Consider the following 24,561-nt stretch of genomic DNA (forward strand, 5'->3'; position numbering starts at 1 on the left):
AAACGGACGAGGGAGTTCCATGCCCCTGCCTGACCCCGTCTCCAAGGTGTCGCGGACGTTGGCTCGCGACGAGGCCTACAGCAAGCTCCGCGGGTGGATCATCGATGGGACCCTCAAACCCGAGGAGAACCTGAACGACCATGAAATCGGCGCCGTGCTCGGAGTGAGCCGGACCCCGGTGCGCGAGGCATTACGCCGACTGGAAGACGAAGGCCTCGTGGTCACGGCGCTAAACCGCTGGACCCGCGTCGCGCCCCTCGACCTGACGCGGACCGTCGAGAGTTACCCCATCATCGAGTCGCTCGAGATCCTCGCGCTCGAGCAGTCTTTCCCTATGCTGACCCCGGAAGACCTGAAAGGCCTCGAGGAGATCAATCGTGCGATGCGGAAAGCGGCCAAGGACCGGCAGGCCGCGGCGGCCGCCGTCGCCGATGAAGAGTTCCACGAACTCTGGATCCTCCGGACCGGGAACAGCGAGCTGCTGTCCGTCTTGCGACGACTCAAGTTGCGGCTTCGGCGAGTCGAGCTCGCCTATTTCGACGCGGCCCCACGCGTTGACGCATCATTTCGCGAGCACACCGCGATCATCGAGGCCTTGCGAAAAAGTTCGTTACCTCTAGCATGCCAAGCCCTCAGAAACAACTGGGCGGGGAGCCTGGGGCGGATCCGGATGCTGGCGGAGAACCAGGAACAACGCTGATCGACCCAAGCCCGAAGGAAATCCCGAGCCCTGCTTTTGACACTCCTGGCTGAGCTCCACAAGACTCTCACCGCGTAAGGATTTCACTCCAAAGGCACAGGGACACAAATCAAGAGGAGCCAGCGAGAACCAATACTCCTCGGACCTGCTTCGACAGTTCTTTGTGTCATTACGTGGCTTTGCGGTGTAGCGGTCTTCCGGCTGGGGATCGGTGGCGATCAGCAAGACGTCTCGTTGTAGTAAAACCGGATTCGGGACAGACACTCAGCCCCGACTTCCCTATGCGCTTTCAATTCTTGGTGACCTCGACGAGTGCCTTGAGGGCCTCAATAAGGTCCTGGAAGTCCCGTTGCTCTGCGGGGGACAGCCCATTGCAAGCGTTCGGGTCTCGAAGTCCCGCCAGGTCGGGGTCGGTCTTCCAGGCTTTGAGGCGGTTCGAGAGGAAGCCGCGAAGGCCGACGGCCACATTGGTTTCCGAAAGTCTCTTCGCCAGATTCAGATCATCGCGCAACCAATCTCGAGATTGTTGCCGCCATCGAAGGCGAGCGTTGGAGTCTAAACCGGCCCCCTCCACACCAAGCCCGGCCCCGGCCAGGGCGGCTATGCAGGCGGCGCGATAACGGATGCCGGCGTTCAGGTCATTGGCGAGTCGGGCGTCGGCGGCCAGGAGTTCCCCATAGATCGAGGATGCGTTCGCATATCGTCCTTCAGATTGGCAGACTCCGAGAGAGCCGACCTTTTCCTTCAGACTCCGAGGTTGGTATCTACCAGTCCCGAAGTCATTGAAGTTCGGCAGAAGCATCGCCTCGGCCTCTCGTCGCAGGATATGTGCAATCCAATTTTCTCGATCAATGGCCTGGTTCATCCTCCAATCGGTCGAGAGGACGGCATCCGCGAACGTGTCCAACGCCTCCGCATCCCGGCCGAGCCGATGCCGGGCCATGGCGGAGATCAGGCGAGGTACGGGTTGGAGCGCCATGCTCGCCGGGCCGTCCATGATCGCGACCGCACTGGCCCAACGGCCGGCGCGATACTCGGACAAACCCTTGGTGACGAGGAAGTACGAGCGGACCCAGTCAGGTTTCGACTTGGGGTCGGCCAGGGCGAGGTCGATGAGGGCCGTCGCCTTTTGTAAAGCATCACCCGAGACCGGGGTCAGGAGGCAGGCGCGTGCGGTCCGCTCGGCGATGAACGGGTCCTCGGTCCCGCCAAAATGGTGGAGCAAGCCGAGACACGCCGCACGATACGCCCCGTCCTGGCGGCGAAAGAGGCAGAACTCGGCGTAACCGTCCCAAGTCTCGTGACGCGGAGGTTTCGCCTCGAGGGAACTCCGCCACAATGCGTCGGCCTTCGTGACGTCTCCCATTTGGAGCCGACAACGCAGGAGCTTATCTCGGAGCATCTGCTGCATCGAGGTTTCCGACCGGAGCTCGAGCCCCCTCTCGAACTGCTCCGCGGCTTCGGCGGGTTCGCCGACCTCCATCAAGGAGGCGCCGAGGCTCATCCTCAAGATAGGGTCTCCGGGGGCGAGGTGCGTGGCCTTCCGATGATAGGCGATCGCTTCGGCCATCCTGTCGGCCCGGGCCAAAGCGCGGCCGAGGCTGCTCAGCAGATAAGGGGTGTCCGGCCGAATGGCCAGCGCCGCCTGATCGTTGCGAAGCGCCTCCGGGTTGTCATTCCGGCACTCGGCATAAAATCCCAACAAGTGATTGACCCAGAAATCGTCCGGGTGTTCCCGCTGGACAGAGAGCAAGAACGGGATCGCGTCGCCTCCGGCCTTCTGCAAGAGCTCGCCGAGCGTGACCAGGAGATCGACGGGCGTCTCGGCGAGCTTCGCCGTGCTCGCCAGTCTCGCAAGCGCCTCCTTGTCACGCCGCACGCCCGGATCGCGCAAGCGATCACGCCAACCCGTCGGGTCGGGATCGGACTTCCTCACCACGTCGAGCAACCAGGCTTCGCGACGGCGATCGGCGAAATGGATGGAGCCAAGAGCCCAATCGTCGATCGCGGACACGAGCGCGTCCCTGACGTCCATCCTCCCGAGCCGTTCGGCCGAGGCCTGAGGCGTTGCCTTCAGGTCGAGGACGCCGGAGGAGCTGAAGGCGTGCTCGTAGGCGTCGGCCCCAGGCTCGGCCCGGATGATGCGATCCAGCCGGATCGCGGCCAGGCGCCCGACCAGATGCAGGTCGCGGTCGGCTTGATCCAGGCTGGGGCGCAGGCCACCGTAATCGCCCTGCCCCAGCCTGCCCCTCGCCCGATCCAGCGCGGAGCGAGCCTCGTCCCAGCTCGAGCGCCTCAGCGCTCGCCTGGCAAGCTGCAAGTCTTCCTCGACCGAACGGATGGTCGTCGACCGGAACGACACGACCCACCAGGTCGCGGTCAGGGTCGCCATGGAGATCGTCAGACCACCGAGAATCGCCAAGGTCCGGGTCGGGTGGCGTCTCATCGATTTGGCCGCCCGCTCGAGCGAACAGACGCGTCGGGCCCGGATCGGCTCGCCGCGCAAGTACCGGCCGAGGTCGTCTCCCAGTTCGTCGGCCGAGGCGTATCGCCGCGTCGGATTCTTCTGCAGGCATTTGAGGCAGATCGTCTCCAGGTCGCGTGGGACCTTCGCATTGAGCCGGGAAGGAGGGACCGGCTCCTCGGAGAGGGCCTGCCGCTCGGTCTCGGCACTCGACTCCGCGAGGAACGGCGGGCGGCCGGTCAGCAGCTCGTAGAGTATGGCCCCGAGCGAATAGATGTCGGTGGCGGGCCCCGACACCCTCGCGAGTCCCGCGGCCTGCTCGGGGGCCATGTAGGCGGGCGTCCCGATCCGCACGCCCGTCATGGTCAGCCCAGCATCAACCTCGAAGCGCCGGGCCAGGCCGAAGTCGGTGATCTTGGGCGTGCCGTCGAGGGTCAGGAGGACATTCGACGGCTTGAGGTCGCGATGGACGATCCCGCCCCGGTGCGCGACCTCGACCGCCCCCGCCAGGATCGTCATGAGGGTCGCCGCCTCTCGGGCCGGCAGCGGGACCCCGCCGAGCTTCTGGGCGAGGTTCCCGCCGCCCACGAACTCCATGGTGAAGTAAGGCAGGCCCCCGGACTCGCCCACATCATAGACCTGGACGATGTTCGGATGCTGGAACGCGGCCAGGACCTCGGCCTCGTGCCGGAACCTCGCCAGCTCCGGCGGGCCGGCGAACCCGCCGTTGAGCATCATCTTCAGTGCCACCGGCCGATTGAGCGTCAAGTGTCGGGCGTGAAAGACCACGCCCATCCCGCCACGCCCGACGACCTCGCCCACGAGATAGCCGGGGATCTCCGGGCTCGCCGACGAGCTCGGGGCGGGTACGAGCTCGTCATCTTCCGGAAAGAGAGCATCCAGCTCGTCCCGGACCGAAGAGAGCTGACGCAGGCAGGCGCGGACCTCGGGGATCAGTTCCGGGCGATCCTTGCAGACCTCCTCGACCGGTCTCCCCGACTCGAGCACGGCCTCCAGGAGCTCCAGGACGAGCGGGTTGATCGGCATCTCGACACACCACGCCTTTCCGCCCGTTGATTCACTCAGCAGGTTGTGTCGTCGGAAGACCCGGGCTTCAAGTCGTTCAACTCGGCCGCGAGACATAGGAGCGCTCGTTGAAGGCGGCGCTGGACGGTCTTGAGCGACACTCCGAGCAACTCCGCCGCTTCAGCATGAGTCATCCCGTGGATCCGCACCAGGTCCAGGGCTTCACGCTCGCCCTGGGGAAGGTTCCCGATGGCGTCCAGCATGCGCCGGGCCGCGGGGGCAAGCCCCGAGTCGCTCTTCGGCGGGGATGCGACGTCGATCTCCAGGACGTCGAGCGCACCTCCACGTTCATCTAGGCGACGGGCCAGGTCATTCAGCTCCCAACGCATGTGCTGCCCGGCCAGCGTGAAGAACCCCCGGACGGTCGTGGGACGAGTCTGGCGCAAGGCCCTCAGCAACCGCTCGACCACCGCCCCGAGCATCTCCTCGGCCTCCAGCCCGAGAGGCGGCCGGGCGAGTCGGGGGTAGCTCCGATAGAGCAGCGTCGCGCAGAGTCGCTGGAGCCTCCGCGCCGATTGGGCCAGGAGCGCCGAGATGACCAGCTCGGCGTCCGACCCCTCGCGGGCGTCGGCGAGCTGATCGAGGTATTTCTGGACCACGAGCGTCGTGCGGCCTGATTCCATAACTCATGAATCATACCCGCTTTTCGTCAGGCTGTCAGGCGACTCCGAACGATACGTCCTCTCCTCTTTCGGGATTTCGATCCGTCGGGTGACCACACGCGCCGCCTACCGGAGCGAGATCCGGCGCCGGAGACGTTCCGACGCGTCGGGCCCGGGACCCTCGAATCGAGAGCGTGGAAATGGCACAACATCATGTCTTGATCACGGGAGCGACGGGCGAGACCGGCCGCGCCGCCACGAAGGAATCCCTCCGGCGCGGGCTCAAAGTCCGCGCGTTGGTGCACCGCAAAGACGGCCGATCGTCGGCACTGGAGGCCCAGGGGGCCGAGGTCGTGGAGGGCGACTTTCTCGCCATCGACACGATCGTCCAGGCCATGGAAGGCATCGATGCCGCGTACCTGGTCTACCCGGTCCAGCCGGGGCTGATCCAGGCTACCGTCAACTTCGCGCAGGCCGCCAAGGAGGCGGGCGTCTCCGCGGTGATCAACCTGTCGCAGCGGTCGGCCGACCGCCACTCGAAGAGCGATTCCTGTCGGGACCACTTCCTCGCCGAACAGGTCCTGAACTGGTCGGGACTCGCGGTGACGCACCTGCGTCCCACCTATTTCCTCGAGTGGTTGCTCTACCCCTGGCAGCTCCCCTTGTTCCTCGAGAAGGGAGTCATCCGCCTGCCCGTCGGCAAGGGGAAGCACGCCCCGATCGGGGCCGAAGACCAGGGGCGCGTCATCGCCGCGCTCTTGCAAGATCCGGGCGGGCACGCCGGCCAGACCTACCCGCTCTTCGGGCCTGTCGAGATGGACCACGAGCAGATGGCGGCCGAGCTCACCGAAGCGTTGGGCCGCAAGATCGTCTTCGAGGACCTCCCGATCGACGACTACGGCCGCTCCATCGCGGCGATGGGCGTCCCACCGTACATCGTCCAGCACCTCGCCGGCGCGATGGAGGCCTACCAAAACGGCGTGATGGGCGGGACGAACGACAACGTCGAGACACTCTCCGGCCGCAAGCCCATGAGCGTCGGCGAATTCGCGCGTGCCCACGCCGACCAACTCAACCCGAAGACGGCTTAGTTGTCGAATCATCACCTTCAATGATTGGAGAAGACCGATGAAAGTCATGGCGATCGGAACCTTGAAACCTCTCTCGCCGGAACAACGCCGACGCTACCTGCCCGACGAGGTCCCGGCCACCTTGCAGCTCTATCTCTCCGGCAAGATGGAGCAGTTCTGGCTGAGGGAGGAAGAGACCGGGGTCATCTTCCTCATGAGCGTCGACTCGGTCGACGAGGCGGATCGGCTCCTCAAGGCCCTACCGCTCGGCCAGGCCGGCCTCCTCACCTTCGACCTCATGCCGATCGGGCCGCTCCTGCCGCTCGGCATGTTGATCAAGTAGATCACGGCCTCCGCATCACGGATGTCCCCCTGGTTGGCGGGGCACTCTTGCCCCGCTCTTCCTGCGAAAGACGAGGCGACGGACGTCCCTCATCATTACCTATTCCAGTTGCCCCTCGATCTCCCGATTCCCCGAGTGACGAATGAAAACCAATTCAAACGCCAATGGCGAGTCGGACGAGATCTTCCTCGTGACCGGCGCCACGGGCGACACGGGCCGGCCGACGGTGAAGCGGCTCCTCGAGCGTGGTCACCGCGTCCGTGCGATGGCACGGAAGCCTGACGAGCGGTCGGAGAAACTCGAAGCACAGGGCGCGGAGGTCGTGTACGGCGACCTCCTCAAACTGGACGACCTGCGTGCGGCGACAGAAGGGGTCTCGCGGGCCTACTACGTCTATCCCCTCGCGGACGGCCTGGTCGAGTCCACGGTGCTCTTTGCCCAGGCGGCCAGGGAGAACGGCCTGGAGCACATCGCGAACATGTCGCACAAGCAGTCACGTCCCCACGCCAGGAGCAAGGCCACGCTCAATCACTGGCTCTCCGAGCAGGTCTTCGGATGGTCGGGGTTGGGCGTGACACACCTGCGCGTCACCTTCTTCGCCGAGTGGCTGCTCTACATCGCGCCTTTGATCCGGCAGGGGCGCTACGTCGTCCCCTTCGATGCGGAGAGCCGCTTCGCCCCGATGCCGGCGAGCGACATCGCTCGGGTGGTCGTCGGGATCCTCGAGAATCCCGGAGAACACGCGGGAAAGGCCTATCAACTCCACGGCCCGGTCGAATATAGCCACGCGGAGCTTGCCGCGATCGTCGGCCGCGTGCTGGGCAAAGTCATCCGGTTCGAGCAGGTCGACGTTTCCACCTACCTGGAACTTCTCGGCTTCGAGAGCAACACCGCCTTCCGGAGCCACTTCACATCGGTGCGGGTGGATCAGCAGGAAGGGCTCCTCGAAGGGACGGACGACATCGGTGCCGCGATCATGGGGCAGCCGCTGATGACCATCGAGGAGTTCATCGCGGAACACCGCGGGATGCTGACTTGAGGTTGTCGGGGGTATCCGCGAACCTCGGCCGCGGCTCCCTCCTCTGGAGTGTCATCGACCGCCACGCGCGTGGCGGTCGTCCACCGACTTCCAGACCGAATGAGCTCGAGTCATGCAGATCCAGGTGCGCCAGGCGGCCGAGACGGACATGCCCACCCTCATGGAGCTGTTGACCTTGAAAGCGAAATTCGACGGCGATGTCAGCGACTTCGTGGCGACGTCCGAGCAACTTCGCAAGGCATTCTTCTCGGCGACGCCCGACGCCTACGTCCTCCTGGCCGAGTCGGAGCGTCGGGTTATCGGGTTTGCGACCTACTATCGGACGTTCTCCACTTTCGTCGGACGGCCGGGGATCTGGCTCGACGACCTGTTTGTCCGAGATGAATACCGGAGCCTCGGCGCGGGGAAGGACCTGCTGGCGAGCCTCGCGCAAATCGTCAGGGAGTGGGGAGGCGGGAAGATCGCCTGGACCGTCAACGTGGGGAATGATCGGGGGATCGCGTTCTACGAGCGCGAGGGGGGGACGATCCGCAACGACCTCCGTTGCGTGCAACTGGGAGACGCCGAGATCGAACGGTTGGCGGCCGGCAGGTAACCCGAAGAAGACCGATCGGCCCGGCCAGGGGATTGGCCGGGCCGATTCAGGTTCAACGGCGCGAGTGCGCGTGGTCCGACGACTGGGCCGCGTCGTGTCCTCGTTCGTCGGCGGCCGGAGTGTGACCCGAAGGCAGGGTGGCCGAGGTCAGGGACACGAGGCCACCTTCCTCGGACATCCCGAATGTCAAGACGTGGGGCATCTTCTCGAGGTTGCCGGCATCGTCCTCGGCCAGCGCGGTGATGGCCCCGTTCGGGGCGTCGATCTCGACCTCCCACTGGGCGAAGTTCGGCCGGAGGGGCCGGGCTTCGATGTCGTTGACGGTCACGCGTTTGACGGTGTAGTCGTCGGCGCACGAACCTCGGACGAGGAGGCGCCCGGTCGGGGAGCCGTTGGTCTTGGCGAGGACGACCGTCGTGATCGCCGTGGACGGCGGGAGGTCGTCGGTCGGGGTGAGGAAGGCCATATCGTCGGGCTTCGAGAGCCCGGGCCTGGGGAAGAAGACCCCTCGAGAGATGATCTTCGCCATCTTGAGGTCGCCGTACTCATGGTGGTCGACCACGCTCCGCCAGACGCCGTACTGCGAGTCATACAGGTCCAAGCCGTCGGCCCTGACCGACGGGGAGCCGGCGTGGAAGGCCCAGTGCGTATCCCAGGCGCGGTAGTTCTTGATCAGGAACGGGTGCTTCGGGTCCGGCCCGACCCCCTCGACGTCCTCGATACGTTCGCGGGTCGTGACCCTGGGATAGGCGGCGGTGGGCTCCTTGGCGGCGGGCTTCTCGCCCGCGTAGGCCGGGACGCCGCCGTCGTTGAAGCCGCCGAGGTTGAGGCCGAAGAACCGCATGCAGTGCGCCTCGTTGTTCTCGAAGCGGATGAACGGCAGCGTACGGATGTCGGTCCGTTTCTTCGAGCCATCGGCTTGGAGCACCGACAGCGTCGGGTTGAACCCCGCGCCCGCGAAGACCTCGAAGCGGTAGCCGTCCTGGTCGCACTCGGCGGCCGAGTTGTTCGTGAACGAGTTCAGGCTGTTCGCCCACCAGAAGCCCGAGCCGAGGTTCTTGTCATAAGGCAGGACCTGGTCGGGCAAGGGCTTGCCTCGGAGCGCCATCACCGCGAGGTTCCCGTCGAAGACGTTCCGCGTCTCCGTGCCGTCTTCGAGGAAGAACCCGTGGCCGACCGACTTGTACCCGACGCAGTCGCGGACGACGAGGTAGTTGGTGCCGTGGATCGTGATCCAGCGGTTCTTGCTGTCCCAGAACGACGCCCCGACGACCGACGTCCCCCGCATCGAGTCGCCGGCGAGGTGGAAGTGCAGGCTGTATTTCCCGAGCACCCCTGCTTTCCCCAGGTGTCGAAACTCGGCGTAGCTGACCGAGCCGGCGGAATTCCGGTGATACATCGTGTGGCCGCGGACGCCGTCCGGATCCGACGACTCGATGATCACGTTGCGCGATAGGTTCGCGACCTCCGCCCGGTAGTCGTCCTCGGCGCGGTGGTCGAAGTCGAGCGGCTTGTCGAGCGTCATCCGCACGAGCCCACTCTCGACATACTTCTTGATCTCAACAATCACCCGTTCCTCGGTCGACGGCCGCTCGACGACGCTGTAGGTCCGCGTGTCCTTGTAGCCGAATTGTCGGGTCGTGCCCGCGAGGATGATGCGGTCGCCGGGCTTCCAGTCGGCGACCTGGTCCGCCTTCACCAGGATGATCGGCTCGTTGCGATGGGCCTCGCGTGAGAGCTTGGTCCAGGTCTTCACGAGCGGGGTGCCGTGGAACTCCATCCGGCCGCCGCAGGCGATGATGGCGGGACAGGTTTCCTTGTTCATCCCCTCGACGTAGGTCAGGCGGATCTTCGCCGTCTTCCCCGCGAGGATCGGCTCGTCGGGCCTCCCCACGATCAACGACGGCCGGAGGTGCCCCGCCTCGCCCGAGGCGGGATGGGCGTCGCAGTCGAATCCATTCTCTGAGGCGTCGTCACCGGGCTGGACCTTGATCAGGCCGACGTCGAGGCGAGTGTTCCGGTCCCGTGCGAACTCGAGCGTGCCCGCGACGTGGATCGAGCGGATCACCTTGTCGCTGTCGAGGTCGTAGCGGACCGAATGTCCTGCACGCACCTGGACCCGGACGCCCGGGCCGGGGATCTTCTCCCCTTCCCAGGTCTTCGGGTCGGACCAGGCGCCGTTGGCCGCGGAGCGGACCAAGGGCGGGAGCTCGGCCGGGGGGCTCGGCTCGGCGGTCAGGAGCGCCTGGACGAGGACGATGGACTGGAGATTGAGCATCATTTTAGTCTCGTCGTGTGCGTCGTCGAGAGTTGTATTGGGAAATGGGAACGTGCTCGCCGAAGGCGTTGCAAGTTCGGGGCGTCTGCCACGAAACCTGTTTATAACCGGCGATGATCATTCAATGCCGTCAGAGCCTTTCACCTTTGCGGAAGCGCGGGGCTTCGCCGGCTTCACGGGCGTTTTGGCCTCGAAGGCCGGGAGGGTATTCGTCCCCTCGGCGATCGCGACCTCGAATCCGGACCGGCTCGCCTGGACGTAATCGCCTCCCAGGAGGTCATTGGGATGGCCGGGGCCGGGGGGGCGGTCGGGCCAGAAGAGGGTCGCCTTGTACTTCCCTTCCGGGGCACCGTCGCCAGCCTCATACGTGCCGAGGGCAAAACCTCCGTCTTCTCCAGAGGTCGCGAACGGGCGGAGCGTGTCGGGGTCGTCAGGCGCCTGCGCGGGGACGAGGCGGACCTCCACGCCCTTGGCCGGCTTGCCGTCGACGAGGACCTTTCCAGACGCGGGGAAGCATGGCAACCGGTCGTCATGGCCGCACCCCGGCGAGGCGATGGCGGCCAACAAGATCGCGCCAAAGCTCATGACTGATCTCGGCATGGGTCGGACGTCGTTCCTGGAAGTCATGGGACCTACCGTCTCATGCGTGCAAATTCGGGCTCAGAGTTGATCGGCGCTGATGATCTCGCCCTCGGCCCGGGTGACATAAGCCCGCATCACGGGCTTGGCGACCGACTGCTTGAGGAACCGCACCGAGCCGTCGCAGGAGAGGGTGTTCACGCCACCAGGATGGAATGAGTAGACCGCGTTCCAGCCGTTGTGGCAATTGATGAGGCAAGGGCCGTCGTACTCGTACTCGCCCCCCGTGAAGCTGACGATCCGCATGTTCATGAACCCGGTCCAGACGCCGTGGCTGTAGCCCTTGGCGTTCGTGCGGATCGCCGTCGAGCCGGCGCTGTAGCTCGCGACGAGCTTGCCGTTCCGCCAGTAGTCGGGCTTGCCTGCGCACTCGTAGGCCAGGAGGGTGTTCGAAAGGCCGTCGGTGATCTTGGAGAAGGGCGTGTACAAGGTCTGATCGATCGCCCCGACGTGCTCGACGAGGGTCGGCACGTTCCAGAGGTCGATATACGAGCGGGCCGTGAAATAGTCGCTCGAGGCCCCGTCAAGGGTCGGGTCGGAGACGCTGGTCGAGCCGTTGGTGAACCTCACGAGGCCGCTGGTCGGGTTGGACGAGCGCGTCGACGAGGGGCAGAGGTAGACGGCCACGACGGTCCGGGTGACCGTCTGGTTCGTCGGCATGTGGAAGCCCCACTGGAAGTTGTAGGCGTCGTAGAGCGCCCTCTGTTCCAGTTGGGACATGATCCGGATGCCCCAACCCCCGAACTGCTCGAGGTTCGGCCGGCTCACCCCCTCGCACGAGGCGGGGAGCATGTTATTCGTGTCGACGTAGTTATGGAACGCCAGGCCGATCTGCTTGAGGTTGTTGATACATTGGGCCCGACGCGCGGCCTCGCGAGCCGACTGGACGGCCGGCAACAGCAAAGCGATCAAGACCGCGATGATGGCAATCACCACCAGCAGCTCGATCAGCGTGAAACCCTCGTGGCGAGTGCGGGTGGGTTTGCTGCTCAGACATCTCATAGGGGTGCCGTTCTCGAATTGGGAGCCAAGGGGGAGATGACCTCTGCGGGCGATTCAGGAGACTTAACCTTGGCGTTGGCAAGTCCCGTACCCCGTCGGATCATCGGACCGATGTCGATAGCTTCCAGAGGGATCCGCCAGGATCCCCGGCGACCGCGCCTGGGCGAACGGCCAAAGATTGTCCGCCCTGTGGCCAAGGATTGACCAAGGGTCGGGGCCGAGGTCCCGACGGCCGGTGCATCCGCTTCGGATGTCGACGGGCCGTGGGGGGAGTGGGTCCTCGGCCTCGCCTCGGGCTCAGGGCTGGGGGTTGCCGCTGCTGCGGGACTTGGCGGCCTTGAGCTTCTTCGCGTCGACCTCGAGCTCGAAGGGAGCGAGTTCGTTCGGCTTCGGCGCGACGCTCGCCTTGATCTTGGAGCGGACCGGGTCGCCGAACTTGCCGCCGAGCAGGTCGGTCGGCATCGCCCCTTCGTCGGAGGGCCAGAAGAAGGTCACCGCGAACTCGCCCTCGACGGCGCCATCCTTGTCGCCGTTGGTGGAGAGCTCGAACGCCCCGGCCGTGTCGGTCCGGCCGACGGGCCTCGACGCGTTCCCGGCCTGCCCCTGGCCGAGGCCGTTGAAGTTGACCACCATGCCGGCGGCGGGCTCGCCGTTGACCTTCACGCTCCCCTTGACGGGGTATTTGGTCGGGCCGTCGTCGACCCCGCCCGGGCAGCCGCTCGCGACGAGCGCGACGATCCAGGACAGGTACGCGTCGCGCCGAATCACGGGAACACGCCGGAAAGTCTCGTTAATATTCATCGGACGAGATGATCCCCCCGTCATTGATGCCGATGAGCTTGAACATCGTGTTGACCGCGATCGTCTCCTTCAGGAACCGGACGGTTCCGTCGCCCATGGCGACGTTCACACCGCCCGGGTGGAAGCTGAAGGGGGAGCTCCCCGCGTTGGCGCAGTTGATCACGCAATTGCCCCCGTACGAGATCCGGCCGTCGGCGCTGTAGGTGTGCTGCATCATCCGGTTCAGCCCCCCGAGATGGCCCATGGCCAGGTCGTTCGCCGCGAACTTCACGCCGCCGTGGCCGTAGATCGACGCGCCTCCGGTCATCTCCGCGAAGATCGTCGTGTTCGAGAGGCCGTCGGTGACGACGGAGAGGGGCGATCCCTTCGGGGTCACGTAGAAGTCGATCATCCCGCCGAGGACCAGCGGAGGTTGGTAGACCGTCGACGTGACGGAGTAGTCGACCACGCCGGCCGTGAAGCTCGTCCCCATCGCGGCGCCCGCCATGTCGTAATTTGCGGTGTAGGTGTCGACGTTCGGCGACAACGCCGAGGGGCAGTGGTAGGCCGCGATCGACATCCGGGAGACCGTCGTGTTGGCGAGCTCGCCGAAGCTGTAGCTGATGTTCCAGGCGTTATAAGGGGCCGACTGCTCGAGGAACGGGAGAAGGCTCACCGACCAGTTCGTGCCGATCCGGTATTGCGTGGGCGACGCCATGCCGGCCCCGTTGACCACCTGGCCGATCGGGAGTCGCTCGTGGACGTTGACGTAGTTGTGGACGGCGAGGCCCATCTGCTTCAGGTTGTTCGTGCACTGGGCGCGTCGGGCGGCCTCGCGGGCCGCCTGCACCGCGGGCAACAGCAGCGCGATCAGCACGGCGATGATCGCGATCACGACCAACAACTCGATCAGGGTAAAACCACGTCTCGATTCGCGATGCATGAGAATCAACCTCGATGAACCATGAGAAAAGGCGGGCGATACCGGGACCTTCGGCTTCACCGGCGTGGAGATCCAGATCGTGGGGTGTGTCGGCCCACGCTCATTTCGGAGGCGGAGTCGTCATTCGACCGTGGGCCGCTCGAGGGCGGATCGGGGTTCAGGCGACCCCGGGGATCGCGGCGGGTCGCCGCCATCGCAACACACGGCCGAGCACCCACTCACCGAAGAGGATGACGATGAGGCTGATCCCGACCGTCGGCAAGAACACGCTGAGGGCGAGGATCAGGCCGAGGAGCCAGCCGGGGACGGTGGTCTCGGGGCGTCTCGGGAAGCCGGTCCGGCCGATCGGCCGACGGTCCCACCACATCCAGACGCCGGTGACCGGCAAGGCGACGAGGACGACGCAGGTGAGCAGCCAGAGGACCTTGGTCGGTGTCCCGAGCACCGAGCCGACGTGCAGGGGGTAGTTCCAGTTGGACCACCACCCGAGCGCGGGGATCCGGTTGGGGGTGCTCTCGGCGAGCACGGCCCCCGACGCCGGGTCGAGGGCTAGGCCTCCCCAGATGTTCGGCCCGTACTCGCCTCGGGCCAGGACGATGGTCGCCTTGCCAGGCCGCGGGAGGAGGTTGACGTTCAGGGAGACTCCGGGATAACGCCGACGGCCGATCGCCACGATCTCGTCGAGCGGAAGGCGCGGGGCCTTCGGCAATGAGACCGCCTTCGGCGGGTTGGTGAGGAACGCAAACGCCCCCGTCTTCACCGCCGCGTAGCGGTAGCCCGTGCCCCAGACCAGGGTGTAAAGCAGCCCCGTGCCGGCGATCGTCAAGGCGATCGGCAGCACGTAGAACCCGCCTACCGAGTGGAGGTCGCGGAGGACAACGTAAGGCTTGCCTCGCAGGCGGAACCCAAAGGTCCCCGGCGCCTTCCAGCGGCCCCGGGGCCACCACAGGTAGAGCCCGGTGACCAAGAGAATGATCGTCCAACACGTCGTCAGCTCGACGATCGCCCGTCCCGTGCTCCCGATGAAGAGCCGGCGATGGATGTCGAGGATGACCCCGAAGACTCCGTCGTCTTCCTGCGTGCCGAGCAGCTTGCCCGAATAAGGGTCGACGAATGTCTCGCGGAACGGCCGATCGGGCGCCGCGAACGAGACGATCGTGGCCCGGCCCGGGTCCGCAGGGACCACCAGATTGATCGCGTTGTACCCCCGAGGCGCGGCCCGTCGGGCCGTCGCGACCTGGGCGTCATACGACGTCCGCGAGGCCCCCGGCGTTGCGAACATCAGCTTCGGGTAGAGGACCCCTTCGAGCTCTCCCTTGAAGACGTACAGCCCGCCCGTCACGGCGACCACGACGAGCACCGGCGAGACCAGGAGCCCGGCGTAGAAATGCCACCTCCAAAGCACCCGGTACAAGCCCGCCTGCGTTCCCAAAGGCTGGCGTCGCGCCCGAGTCCGAGGCGCCTCCGCGACGATTTCCTCCCCCATCTCCCCTCCCGATCGAGGACACGGCTGCCCGTTGAGCTCTCGGCTCAATCGCTGCAAACCATGTCCTGTGCCCAGGCTCTGAAACGGCGGGACCAGGGCCGATCAAGAAGCGCTTTGATGAAACTGAGACTCAGTCTCAGAAAAGACTGTACTCCGGGAGTGGCGAGAGGTCAACACACGTGTTGGAGGAATGACTGAGGTTTGGGCGTGAGGGAAGCGGCGTCATGCGTCGGAGGGTGCGGCGAAGCTTGCGAGAACGGCGATGGCCCGAGGACGGAAGGGGTCGCGTCATCTGGCGTCCGGGGGTGCGAGTGGGAACGATCCCACGCCCGTGCGCCGGACGACGATTCAGGGCGTGCCCGTCAGGGCCGCGCGGAGCATGGGGTTTGTCTTGGAATCCGTCGACAGGTTCTCGAACCACGACGAGTCGCTCAACCGAAATTCCTCGTTGAGCAAAAAAATCGTATACACCTTGCCCGAATTGATGCCGATCGACCTTCCGACCGGGGGCTTGGTCAACTGGCCGTCGCCGAACAGGTTACGAGTCTGCTGATAGTGCAAAAGATGCGTACTCGTGCTGAGGTCGAACGTCCCGTTGACATGGATCTTGCCGTGGATTGGCGTCACCGGGCCGGACGGCGCCGAGGGTATAGGGCGAGGGAGTCGGAAGATTTCCTTGAGCAACGTCTGCAACAGCATGACGTCGCCCGGGGTGTAGGGGCCGTTCAAGATCGGCCCCACGCTCTGCGAGACATTCCAGAACCCACCGGGGGGCAATGGCATCGGGCGACCATAGTATGCGGTGTCAAGGAATGGCATTTGTCACCTCACTTGTGCTTCATGACGCGGGTCGAGCGAACCCGCCGCATGAAGGTAAACGCCATCCTTTCTCGATGCGGACATCGATCTTTTCAAATCTCTCTGGGATTCGATTCTCTCTGGCCACGGCTCATTCAAAGTGCCACGGCCTCGCGTTTGGCCTTCGAGAGCAGGTCACGAACCTCGTCGTCGGTCGTCTGGGTAAAATCCTCGTACCAGACGCCGACCGCGAGGAACGGGTCGGGGTTCGCGGCGCAGACGACCTCGTCGACCTCCTCGCGCAACATCTCGCAGGCCGAGGCGGCCGCGACCGGCACGGCCACGACCATCCGAGCCGGCCCCTGTCGCCGCAAGGCCTCGACGGCACTCCGCATCGTCGAACCCGTGGCGAGGCCGTCATCGATCAGGATCACAACCCGGTCGCGGACGTCCGGCGTGGGGCGGTCCTCGCGATAGTCCCGTTCGCGCCTGCGAAGCTCCTTCCCTTCACGGGCCGCGGCGGCCTCGATGTCCTCGCGGGAGATCCGGAGTTGGTCCACGACATCCCAGTTGAGTACGCGCACCCCGCCGCTCGCGATGGCCCCCATCGCCAGTTCCTCGCGGCCCGGCACGCCGAGTTTGCGGACCATGAAGACGTCCAGCGGGACGCCGAGTGCGATCGCTACCTCGAACGCAACCGGCACGCCCCCGCGCGGCAAGGCCAGCACGAGCACATCCGACCACCCGTCATACTTGCTCAGCCACCCGGCGAGGACACGCCCCGCTTCGGCCCTATCTCGGTAAGGCTTGGCCATCATCCTCTCCTCCAATTGCAGAGTCGAAGAACGATTTCCCATATCTCGGATAACCAAGCAAACCCTGCGCCGGTTTGGCGATACAACCCGGGCCTTAGCCCGAGGCGGGGTCGTTGACTTCTTGGCCACGGATGAAATGCGGACAAGAAAAGGAAATCTATCCGCAGATGACGCAGATCCACGCAGAAAAATCAACGAATTTTCAATTGATTCATTCGTCCGAATCTGCGTCATCTGCGGATAGCTATCATCTTTCATATCCACGGTCCATCCGTCGCAAAAAGCTCAACGACCTCCGGACAGATGATCACTCCCGGCAAAAATCTCGACATCGACCCTCTGCCCCAACTTCAGCGGGTTCGCTTCGCGGGGCGTGACCTTGACCCGGAGGACGCCCAGATCGGTCGGCCGGCTCGGGTCTTCGGGGCGGATCTCGCGGCCGGTGAGGGCGACCGGGATTTCCTCGACCTCGGCCTTCCAGGACCGGCCGGGGAACGCTTCGGCGGAGAGGATCGCCTTCGCACCGAGGACGCATCGGGCGATGTCGGACTCGTCAACCTCGGCCTCGACCCGAAGTCGACCCAGGTCGACGATCGTGACCAGCGGCGAGCCGAGGTTGACGGTCTCACCCGGGTCGGCGTGGCGCGCGACGACGACGCCGTCGATCGGGGCGAGGACCCGGCACCGGCCCTTCAGGACTTCGGCGTGATCGGCGGCGGCCTTGGCGGCGTTGCGACGGGCGCGGGCGATTCCCAACTCGTGGTCGACGCGGTCCCGTTCCAGAACCGTCCCGGCAAGGCGAGATTGGAATGCCTGGCGTCTTTGGCTTTCGACGGTCGCCTTCGCGAGTTCGGCCTCCGCCTCCGCGAGACGAGCTTGGGCCTCGCGGACCAATGCGTCGGCGTCGTCCGACAGGAACTCCGCGAGGAGGGCCCCTTTGCGCACGGAAGAGGTCTCGCCGACGGGCATCGCGAGGATCTTCCCCGCCACCTCGGCCCCCACCACGACCTCGGCCCCCGGATAAGCCACGACGCGCCCTTCCGCAACCACCTTCCATGGCGGAGCAGCGTGGGACGGTCCCTGAGTCGGCTTCGCCCCGGTTCCCGTGGCCGAAGCCAAGGCAGCGGGGAGCCCGACCGAACCGGTCGGGACAACGTGGCGGATTAGGAGTGCCGCCAAGGTCAGGCCGATCACCGGCAGGATGACCCGCCCCACGATCATCGTCGGCGACATCGATTCAGGCCTCAGCCGGGTTCAAGAGACCGTCCTTGATCGCGACGACGCGGTCGGCGACGGCACGGACGCTGGGGTCATGGGTCACGATCAGGAGCGCCCGGTTTTCGGACCTGGCGAGGTCGCGGAAGAGGTCGAGGACCTGCGTCCCGCTGGTCGAGTCGAGGCTGCCCGTGGGCTCGTCGGCCAGGATCACCGGCGCCGAACCGGCCAGGGCCCGGGCGATCGCCACGCGTTGTCGTTGGCCTCCCGAGAGGTCTCGGGGCCGAAAGCCCTTGCGTTCGCCGAGCCCGACCGCCTCCAGCACTCGCACCGATTCTCGGCGAGCCTTCGCCCCGCGCCAACCCTTGAGGTTGAGCGCATACTCCACGTTCTCTTCCGCCGTCAACGAGGGGAACAGGTTGTATTGCTGGAAGACGAAGCCGATCGACTGTCGCCGGACCTTCCACAACTTGCCGGGATCCGTCCCGTCGACCTCGCGGCCGTCAACCACGATCCGTCCGCCGCTCGGCGTCAGCAGGCAGCCGAGGATGCATAGGAACGTCGTCTTGCCCGACCCCGACGGCCCCGAAAGAGCCACGACCTCGCCCCGATCCAACGACAGCGAGACCCCTCGAAGCACCGGGACCGCCCGGCTCCCCTCTTGATAAGTCTTCGTCACGTCGATCGCTTCGAGGGCCGCCATCGTGATCGTACTCTCTCCTGGTCCCACCGCTTCGGGACGCCTTGACCAAAGCCGAATCCTAGTCCGTGAACAACCTGGAGGCGAGAGTCGGTCTTTCGTCGCGAACCGCCTACGGCGGCGCATCATAGTCAACCCGGCGACCTTCGAGCCAGCATCAAACCGATCGGACGGTGAGTCCGACAAGTGCGGCCTCCGCTGATTCGCCCCGGAGGAGAACGCCGAAAAACAGCCCGGCTCGCTCGATCGCGGCCGGGACGTGCAATTCCCACGAAGACCTCGGCCGACTCGGCGGCCCATTGGCACGCGACAGGATCGCTCGGGCTGGGGCTGGCCCCTTCCCATTCTCGAGCATCGAGCCAAAACCGATGGGCTGGAGCCATAGGTCGCTTGTCCGGCGAGGGTCTCGTAGAGCTTCTTGAGAGCGAGCCACTCCGGGCCGGCGAAAGGTAGGTCGCGCGGATCCCACGCCGACCCTACCGAGCCGAGGCTGAGCTCGGTACCGTCCGAGAGCCGCTGCCAGAGGGAACCGTCCAGGTAGAGGCTGAATCGCCGGGTCTGGCCCCATAGTTGATGATGAATCCAGGGTCATGGGCCTTCGCTTTCGCGACAGCAAAGATCGGGCGACCGAAGACCAAATAACTAGATTTAAACTTATATTTATTAAAATATAAATACAAACAAAAAAACTCATACCTATCACAAGACCGAGAACGCGTCGACCGATCACCCCATTTGGAATCGGACATAGTCGCGGCGGGCATGGCGAAAGGCGACGACCAACAGGCCCGGTCGGGGGAACTCGATTATATCGCGTCCCAGGGCATCCTTTCCATGACTCAAGCAACAAAATATACAAAAAAATTGATAATTGAAAAATTTGGCGTACGATTTGCGTCAGGGTGTAACTAAGTCGACGACGAGCGCCGGCCGAGCCGGTTGTGGCTCGTCCGCCGAGATCGGCCGACCCTAGGGAAGGTGGCGGCCTCTCCGATGCGTGTATTGCTCGTTGATGACAATGAGGATTTCCGCCAGCTCCTCACGAAGTTCTTAAACCGCAACGGGTTCGTGGTACAAGGCGCGGCAGGCGGGCGTGAGGCGTTGGATTGGGTCGGGGAGTTCCAACCGGACTTGGTCCTGACCGACGTCCGGATGCCGGAGCTCGATGGTATCGAGCTGATCCGTCAGCTGCGGGAGATCCCAAGTTTACGCCGTGTGCCGATGATCGCGTGCACCGCCGACGTAGGGACGAGGGTGGATCGGCTGGCCCGCGAAGCGGGCGCGTCGGACGTCATCGGCAAGCCCGTCGACCTCTTCGAATTAGTCGATAGACTCAACCAGTGCTTACGGAGACCTTTCGGGAATCGGTAGGAGGCCGGCCTTGCGGACGGAGTTCTCAAGGGGATTTGACCCGTGCCGCGGACCTCGCTCGGGAGCTCATCGCGCCCGTCCGCGACCCGCTATCTGGTCATCGAGCGAATCGATCCACGATCGCCAGCCTCGGCCCGCCGAGTGGGTGCGGATCCCACCCGGCGGTCGCCAGCCTTAAGTTTCGCTTCCGATCGGCTACACCGAACCATCTCCGGCGATTTTCCTCTCGCGACTCCAGGTGACAGCGTATGCAGAGAGACATGATTGAAAGTTTACAGGGACATGTCGCCGATCATTTGGGCCTGCTCCTCCCGGTCGAGCAGAGCTGGCAGGCAACCGATTTCCTCCCCGACTTGACGGCCGAGGACTGGGCGGAGCAGTTGGGACGGTTCCGAGAGACGGCCCGATGCCTGCCCGATGATCTGCTCATTGTCCTGGTGGGCAACATGATCACCGAGGAGGCGTTGCCGAATTACACGGTCTCCCTCGAACACGTCGCGAGGGATCCGACGGGCACGAGCGGTACCCCATGGGCGCGATGGCTCCGCGGCTGGACCGCGGAGGAGAATCGGCATGGCGACCTGCTCAATGCCTACCTCAGGCTCTCCGGCCGCGTCGACATGAGGGCCGTCGAGACGACGATCCAGCACCTCATCCGCAACGGTTTCTCGCCGGGCAGCGAAGGCAACGATTACGCCGGGCTCATCTACGCGGCGTTCCAGGAGCGGGCGACCCGGCTGAGCCACGGGAACCTGGCAAAAGTCGCGGGCGGACGGGGCGAGGAGAACCTCGCCAGGATCTGCCGCAAGATCGCGGCCGACGAAACGCGGCACGAGATCTTCTACACGAAGACGGTCGCCGAGGTCTTCGAACGTGATCCCGAAGGCGCGATCCTGGCCTATCGGGGGATGCTCCGGCGCCTGATCGCGATGCCCGGAAGTCGGATGGAGGACGGTCGCGACCCCGACCTGTTCGATCACTACTCCGCGGTCGTCCAGCGCAGCCAAATCTATACGTCTCAGGATTATGCATCCATCATCCGCCACCTGAACGATGCCTGGGGCTTGGAGCGGCGGACGTTCGCGGGGCAAGCGGCCAAGGCCCGAGATTACCTCTGCCGTCAACCGGAACGATACGAAGGCCTCGCCGAAGAGATCGAGGCGCGTGTTGCCGATCCGTCCCCAGCGACCTTTTCCTGGCTGCAACGAGTGGCGTCCTGAGAGGAACGGTGATCTCTCGCGATTTCCTGTCGTGACATCGGCCATTGATCGGTGCCGATCGCGGCCTTGGCGGCGGCATCCGGGGCCAGGGGTCGTGGCGTGGTGGAGGACAGGGGCGCCTGGATGACCGGAGCAGTTGAAATGAGGATGTCCTTGGCCACGAGCCCACGGTTAAGATGGTGGAGGCCCGTGGCGGAGGACGGGGGGCCGGCTATCGTCGGCCGATTTTCGGGAGCACTTCGGCTCCCTATCGCGAAAAACGTCTTGCAGGCCAGGATGCCGATGAATCGCCATGCCGCCCCCATCGACCACGTCGTCATCACCGAAGAACTCGCCCGACGGCCGCGTCGTCTTCCCGATTTCGGGGCGGAGAATCTCGCCCTGGTCGGACTTGCCGAAGTGATGGCCGAATCCCCGAAGGCCATCCTCCAAAGGCTATCCGATGCCGTCCTCGAACTGTGCCGAACGGACTCGGCGGGCATCAGCATCGAGGAGGCGGAAGGGCGAAATCCTGTATTTCGCTGGCGGGCGACGTCCGGGGCTTATGACAAGTACGTCGGCGAGACCATGCCGCGCGGCTTCAGCCCTTGTGGGGTCGTGCTCGATCGAAATGCCCCCGTCCTCATGGCCGATCCCGTGGGATGCTACGGCTACATCGCCGCCCTCGATCCCCCGGTCCGGGAGGTCCTCCTCGTCCCGTTCTACAGAGGGCAGGTGCCCATCGGCACCATCTGGGCCGTGGCCCATACCGAGGAAAAGCGGTTCGACTCAGAGGACGTCCGGCTCTTGGAGAGCCTTGCCCGATTCGCATCGGCCGCGGTCCGCACGCTCGAGAACCTCGAGGCGATCGAGGCCGGGGATCGGGACCTCCGCGACACGCGGACGCGCCTCAATTCCGCCCTGGATGCCGGCGCCATCGCCACCTGGACCTGGGACATCCCGGCCGACCGCGTCGTCGCCGATGCCAATCTGGCCCGGCTCTTCTCGGTCTCCCCCGAGGACGCGGCCGGCGGGCCGATTGCGAACTACGTCAGGGCGGTCCATCCCGAGGACCAAGAGCGGGTGTCTGCGGTCATCGACCAAGCGATTCGGTCGGGCCAAGGGTACGAGGCGGAGTATCGGCTCGCCAGGACCGATGGCCCTCCTCGCTGGGTCGTCGCCAAGGGGAAGCCGGAGTATGACGCCGAGGGAAATCCGAGGAGCCTCTCCGGGATCGTCGTCGATGTCACGGACCGCAAGCGGCACGAGGAGCGTTCGCAACGAATTGACGAGCGGAGACGTTTAGCGCTCGACTCCGCCCAGCTCGGCTCCTGGAATATCGACCCGGTGACGAACGCCCTGGAGTCCGACGAGAGGTTCCGAGTCATATTCACCGGGAGAAACGACCCGATTAGCTATGAGGAAGCGTTCGCCCTCATCCACGACGAAGACCGCGACAACGTGCGCACCGCCGTCGAGGCCGCCGTGCGCCCGCAGGGCCCCGTGCCCTACTCTGCCGAGTACCGTGTGGTCCATCCGAGCGGGACGGTCCGCTGGGTCTTCGGCGTCGGCCGGGCCAACTTCAAGGGCGAGGGCGAATATCGGCGACTCACGAGCTTCGACGGCACCGTCGTCGACATCACGGATCGGAAGCGGGCCGAGGAGGCGAGGGAACGGCGGGCGAGACAACTCCAGGGGCTGACGGACCTCGCCAATCGCGTCAACTCGGCCCGCGACGTCAATTCCGTCATCGGCGTCGTGACCGAGGAAGCCAGGAACCTCGTCGGAGCCCATCAGGCCGCCACCAGCATTGTGCTCGACCCGCACTATCCCCAGCCGATCAACATCGTCTCGAACTCTGAGAAATACCCACGCGACTCGACACCGTCGGCGATGGCCAGTCTCGCGTTCTTCGAAGCCATCCGGGTCGCCCACGGGCCGGTCCGCCTCACGCAGGCCCAGCTCGACGCCGACTCGAGATGGCATTCGCTGGCGAAGCTCGCCGGCGTCGGCCCGACCGCCAACGGCTGGCTGGCCGCCCCGCTCGTGGGCCGCAACGGCAAGAACATGGGCCTCATCCAACTCGCCGACAAGAAAGACGGCGAGTTTGATGCCGACGACGAAGCCATCCTCGTGCAGCTATCTCAGCTCGCCGCCATCGCGATCCAGAATGCGAGACTCAACGAAGAGTTGAAGATCAACGACGAGCGCAAAAACGAGTTCCTCGCCATGCTCGCCCACGAGCTGCGAAACCCGCTCGCCGCCATCGGCAACGCGGTCAAGCTGACCGAAAAGAGCGAAGGCAGGGAACAGGTCGACTGGTCGATGGGAGTCATCACGCGGCAGACGCAACATCTGTCCCGACTCATCGACGACCTCATGGACGTCTCGCGCATCACGCAGGGGAAGATCCGACTCCGCCGCGATGTCATCGAAGTCTCACCGATCCTGGAGAGCGCCGCCGCCACGGTCGGCCCACTCATCGAAGAGCGGAAGCACACGCTTGAGCTGGAGCACGAACCTGGGGACCTGTGGGTCAACGCAGACCCGACGAGGCTCGAGCAGGTCGTCGTGAACCTCCTGAACAACGCGGCCAAGTACAGCGAGAACGGCGGACATATCCGCCTCTCAGCCCGTAAGGACCGCGACGAGGTCGTGATCAGCGTCAAGGACCGCGGCGTCGGCATCCCGCCCGAGAAGCTACCCGAGATGTTCGAACTCTTCGCCCAGGGGGATCGGTCGCTGGCCCGTTCCGAAGGCGGCCTTGGGATCGGGCTCACGGTCGTGAGGAAGCTCGTCGAGCTGCATGGCGGGAGCATCGTCGCCAGTAGCGAGGGGGTCGGTAGGGGCAGCGAGTTCCTCATCCGGCTGCCCCTCACCAAGACGACTGCCAGCATGCGTTCCACGCCGGGTGGCCAGGCGGAGCACCCGGTGAAGAAGCTCCGCATCCTGATCGTCGACGACAGCGTGGACACCGCCCGCGGGATGGCGAGGCTCTTGAAGCTCCTCGGTCACGAGATCGAGACCGCCCACAACGGGATGGAGGGGATCGAGGCCGCGAGGGAGCAGCGGCCGAACTTTATCATGCTGGACATCGGCCTGCCGGGAATGAGCGGCTACGAGGTCGCCTCGCAGCTCCGTCGAGAGGCATGCTGCAAGGACGCGGTGATCATCGCCGTCTCCGGGTACGGCCAGGACGAGGACCGACGACGCTCGAAAAGTGCCGGGTTCGATTTTCACCTCACGAAGCCGGTCGACTACGACGCCTTGCTTGCGCTGCTCTCCGCCGGGGCGAATGGCCAGGCGTGACGGGCCGGTTCGCGGCGAGTCCTCCCAGTGCGTAGCAATCGTCGATGCCTTCGGACGACCGAAGGAGGCGATTCGCCTTCAATCAAGAGACCCTACACCGAACGATCCCTTCACTCTTATCCGAGAC

The 24,561-nt window shown here is 65.1% G+C and carries 20 protein-coding genes; 8 read left to right on the forward strand and 12 right to left on the reverse strand.

Annotated features, from left to right (window positions below):
• The first annotated feature begins 19 nt into the window (after positions 1 to 19).
• Positions 20 to 700, forward strand: a complete 681-nt coding sequence (locus ACYOEI_RS31360) for a GntR family transcriptional regulator (RefSeq protein ID WP_462853742.1) — start codon at positions 20 to 22, stop codon at positions 698 to 700.
• 289 nt (positions 701 to 989) lie between these two features.
• On the opposite strand, the gene ACYOEI_RS31365 is transcribed toward ACYOEI_RS31360, so the two are convergent.
• Both ACYOEI_RS31365 and ACYOEI_RS31370 read right to left on the reverse strand, forming a co-directional pair.
• A complete protein-coding gene (locus tag ACYOEI_RS31365) occupies positions 990 to 4,211 on the reverse strand; it encodes a protein kinase domain-containing protein (protein ID WP_462853743.1) in 3,222 nt (1,073 codons plus the stop codon).
• Positions 4,212 to 4,246: 35 nt separating this feature from the next.
• Positions 4,247 to 4,873: an RNA polymerase sigma factor gene (locus ACYOEI_RS31370; RefSeq protein ID WP_462853744.1), complete on the reverse strand. Its 627-nt coding sequence runs from the start codon at positions 4,871 to 4,873 to the stop codon at positions 4,247 to 4,249.
• Positions 4,874 to 5,052: 179 nt separating this feature from the next.
• On the opposite strand from ACYOEI_RS31370, the gene ACYOEI_RS31375 reads away from it, so the two are divergent.
• From ACYOEI_RS31375 to ACYOEI_RS31390, 4 genes are all read left to right on the forward strand, one after another.
• Positions 5,053 to 5,943, forward strand: a complete 891-nt coding sequence (locus tag ACYOEI_RS31375; protein WP_462853746.1) for an NmrA family NAD(P)-binding protein — start codon at positions 5,053 to 5,055, stop codon at positions 5,941 to 5,943.
• 37 nt (positions 5,944 to 5,980) lie between these two features.
• Positions 5,981 to 6,265: a YciI family protein gene (locus tag ACYOEI_RS31380; protein WP_462853748.1), complete on the forward strand. Its 285-nt coding sequence runs from the start codon at positions 5,981 to 5,983 to the stop codon at positions 6,263 to 6,265.
• Positions 6,266 to 6,407: 142 nt separating this feature from the next.
• Positions 6,408 to 7,304, forward strand: a complete 897-nt coding sequence (locus ACYOEI_RS31385) for an NmrA family NAD(P)-binding protein (RefSeq protein ID WP_462853749.1) — start codon at positions 6,408 to 6,410, stop codon at positions 7,302 to 7,304.
• Positions 7,305 to 7,416: 112 nt separating this feature from the next.
• Positions 7,417 to 7,899, forward strand: a complete 483-nt coding sequence (locus tag ACYOEI_RS31390) for a GNAT family N-acetyltransferase (RefSeq protein WP_462853750.1) — start codon at positions 7,417 to 7,419, stop codon at positions 7,897 to 7,899.
• Between the two features lie 52 nt (positions 7,900 to 7,951).
• Here the strand turns inward: ACYOEI_RS31390 and ACYOEI_RS31395 are convergent, their stop codons facing one another.
• From ACYOEI_RS31395 to ACYOEI_RS31440, 10 genes are all read right to left on the reverse strand, one after another.
• On the reverse strand, positions 7,952 to 10,180 hold the full coding sequence (locus ACYOEI_RS31395; protein WP_462853751.1) for a G8 domain-containing protein: 2,229 nt from the start codon (positions 10,178 to 10,180) through the stop codon (positions 7,952 to 7,954).
• Positions 10,181 to 10,294: 114 nt separating this feature from the next.
• Positions 10,295 to 10,762 carry a hypothetical protein gene (locus tag ACYOEI_RS31400; RefSeq protein WP_462853752.1) on the reverse strand — a complete coding sequence of 156 codons (468 nt, stop codon included), beginning with the start codon at positions 10,760 to 10,762 and terminating at the stop codon, positions 10,295 to 10,297.
• Positions 10,763 to 10,837: 75 nt separating this feature from the next.
• On the reverse strand, positions 10,838 to 11,818 hold the full coding sequence (locus ACYOEI_RS31405; RefSeq protein WP_462853754.1) for a DUF1559 family PulG-like putative transporter: 981 nt from the start codon (positions 11,816 to 11,818) through the stop codon (positions 10,838 to 10,840).
• A 297-nt stretch (positions 11,819 to 12,115) separates the two neighbouring features.
• On the reverse strand, positions 12,116 to 12,619 hold the full coding sequence (locus ACYOEI_RS31410) for a hypothetical protein (RefSeq protein WP_462853755.1): 504 nt from the start codon (positions 12,617 to 12,619) through the stop codon (positions 12,116 to 12,118).
• The gene (locus ACYOEI_RS31415) at positions 12,609 to 13,541 is read right to left on the reverse strand and encodes a DUF1559 domain-containing protein (protein WP_462853756.1); all 933 of its coding nucleotides are present in this window, start codon (positions 13,539 to 13,541) and stop codon (positions 12,609 to 12,611) included. The genes ACYOEI_RS31410 and ACYOEI_RS31415 overlap by 11 nt, the downstream gene beginning before the upstream one ends.
• A 157-nt stretch (positions 13,542 to 13,698) precedes the next feature.
• Entirely contained in the window at positions 13,699 to 15,027 is a 1,329-nt protein-coding gene (locus ACYOEI_RS31420; RefSeq protein ID WP_462853758.1) for a PepSY-associated TM helix domain-containing protein, read from the reverse strand.
• Between the two features lie 348 nt (positions 15,028 to 15,375).
• The gene (locus tag ACYOEI_RS31425; protein WP_462853760.1) at positions 15,376 to 15,846 is read right to left on the reverse strand and encodes a hypothetical protein; all 471 of its coding nucleotides are present in this window, start codon (positions 15,844 to 15,846) and stop codon (positions 15,376 to 15,378) included.
• 134 nt (positions 15,847 to 15,980) lie between these two features.
• Positions 15,981 to 16,640, reverse strand: a complete 660-nt coding sequence (locus tag ACYOEI_RS31430) for a phosphoribosyltransferase (RefSeq protein ID WP_462853839.1) — start codon at positions 16,638 to 16,640, stop codon at positions 15,981 to 15,983.
• A 285-nt stretch (positions 16,641 to 16,925) separates the two neighbouring features.
• Positions 16,926 to 17,873, reverse strand: a complete 948-nt coding sequence (locus ACYOEI_RS31435) for an efflux RND transporter periplasmic adaptor subunit (protein ID WP_462853762.1) — start codon at positions 17,871 to 17,873, stop codon at positions 16,926 to 16,928.
• Positions 17,874 to 17,877: 4 nt separating this feature from the next.
• Positions 17,878 to 18,558: an ABC transporter ATP-binding protein gene (locus tag ACYOEI_RS31440; RefSeq protein WP_462853764.1), complete on the reverse strand. Its 681-nt coding sequence runs from the start codon at positions 18,556 to 18,558 to the stop codon at positions 17,878 to 17,880.
• A gap of 990 nt (positions 18,559 to 19,548) precedes the next feature.
• Here ACYOEI_RS31440 and ACYOEI_RS31445 point away from each other — a divergent pair.
• The 3 genes from ACYOEI_RS31445 to ACYOEI_RS31455 all read left to right on the forward strand — a co-directional run bounded on the left by ACYOEI_RS31445 (position 19,549) and on the right by ACYOEI_RS31455 (position 24,434).
• Entirely contained in the window at positions 19,549 to 19,926 is a 378-nt protein-coding gene (locus tag ACYOEI_RS31445) for a response regulator (RefSeq protein WP_462853840.1), read from the forward strand.
• 260 nt (positions 19,927 to 20,186) lie between these two features.
• Positions 20,187 to 21,146 carry an acyl-ACP desaturase gene (locus ACYOEI_RS31450; protein WP_462853766.1) on the forward strand — a complete coding sequence of 320 codons (960 nt, stop codon included), beginning with the start codon at positions 20,187 to 20,189 and terminating at the stop codon, positions 21,144 to 21,146.
• 282 nt (positions 21,147 to 21,428) lie between these two features.
• Positions 21,429 to 24,434: an ATP-binding protein gene (locus ACYOEI_RS31455; RefSeq protein ID WP_462853768.1), complete on the forward strand. Its 3,006-nt coding sequence runs from the start codon at positions 21,429 to 21,431 to the stop codon at positions 24,432 to 24,434.
• Positions 24,435 to 24,561 lie beyond the last annotated feature (127 nt).

This window comes from Singulisphaera rosea (assembly GCF_054877945.1).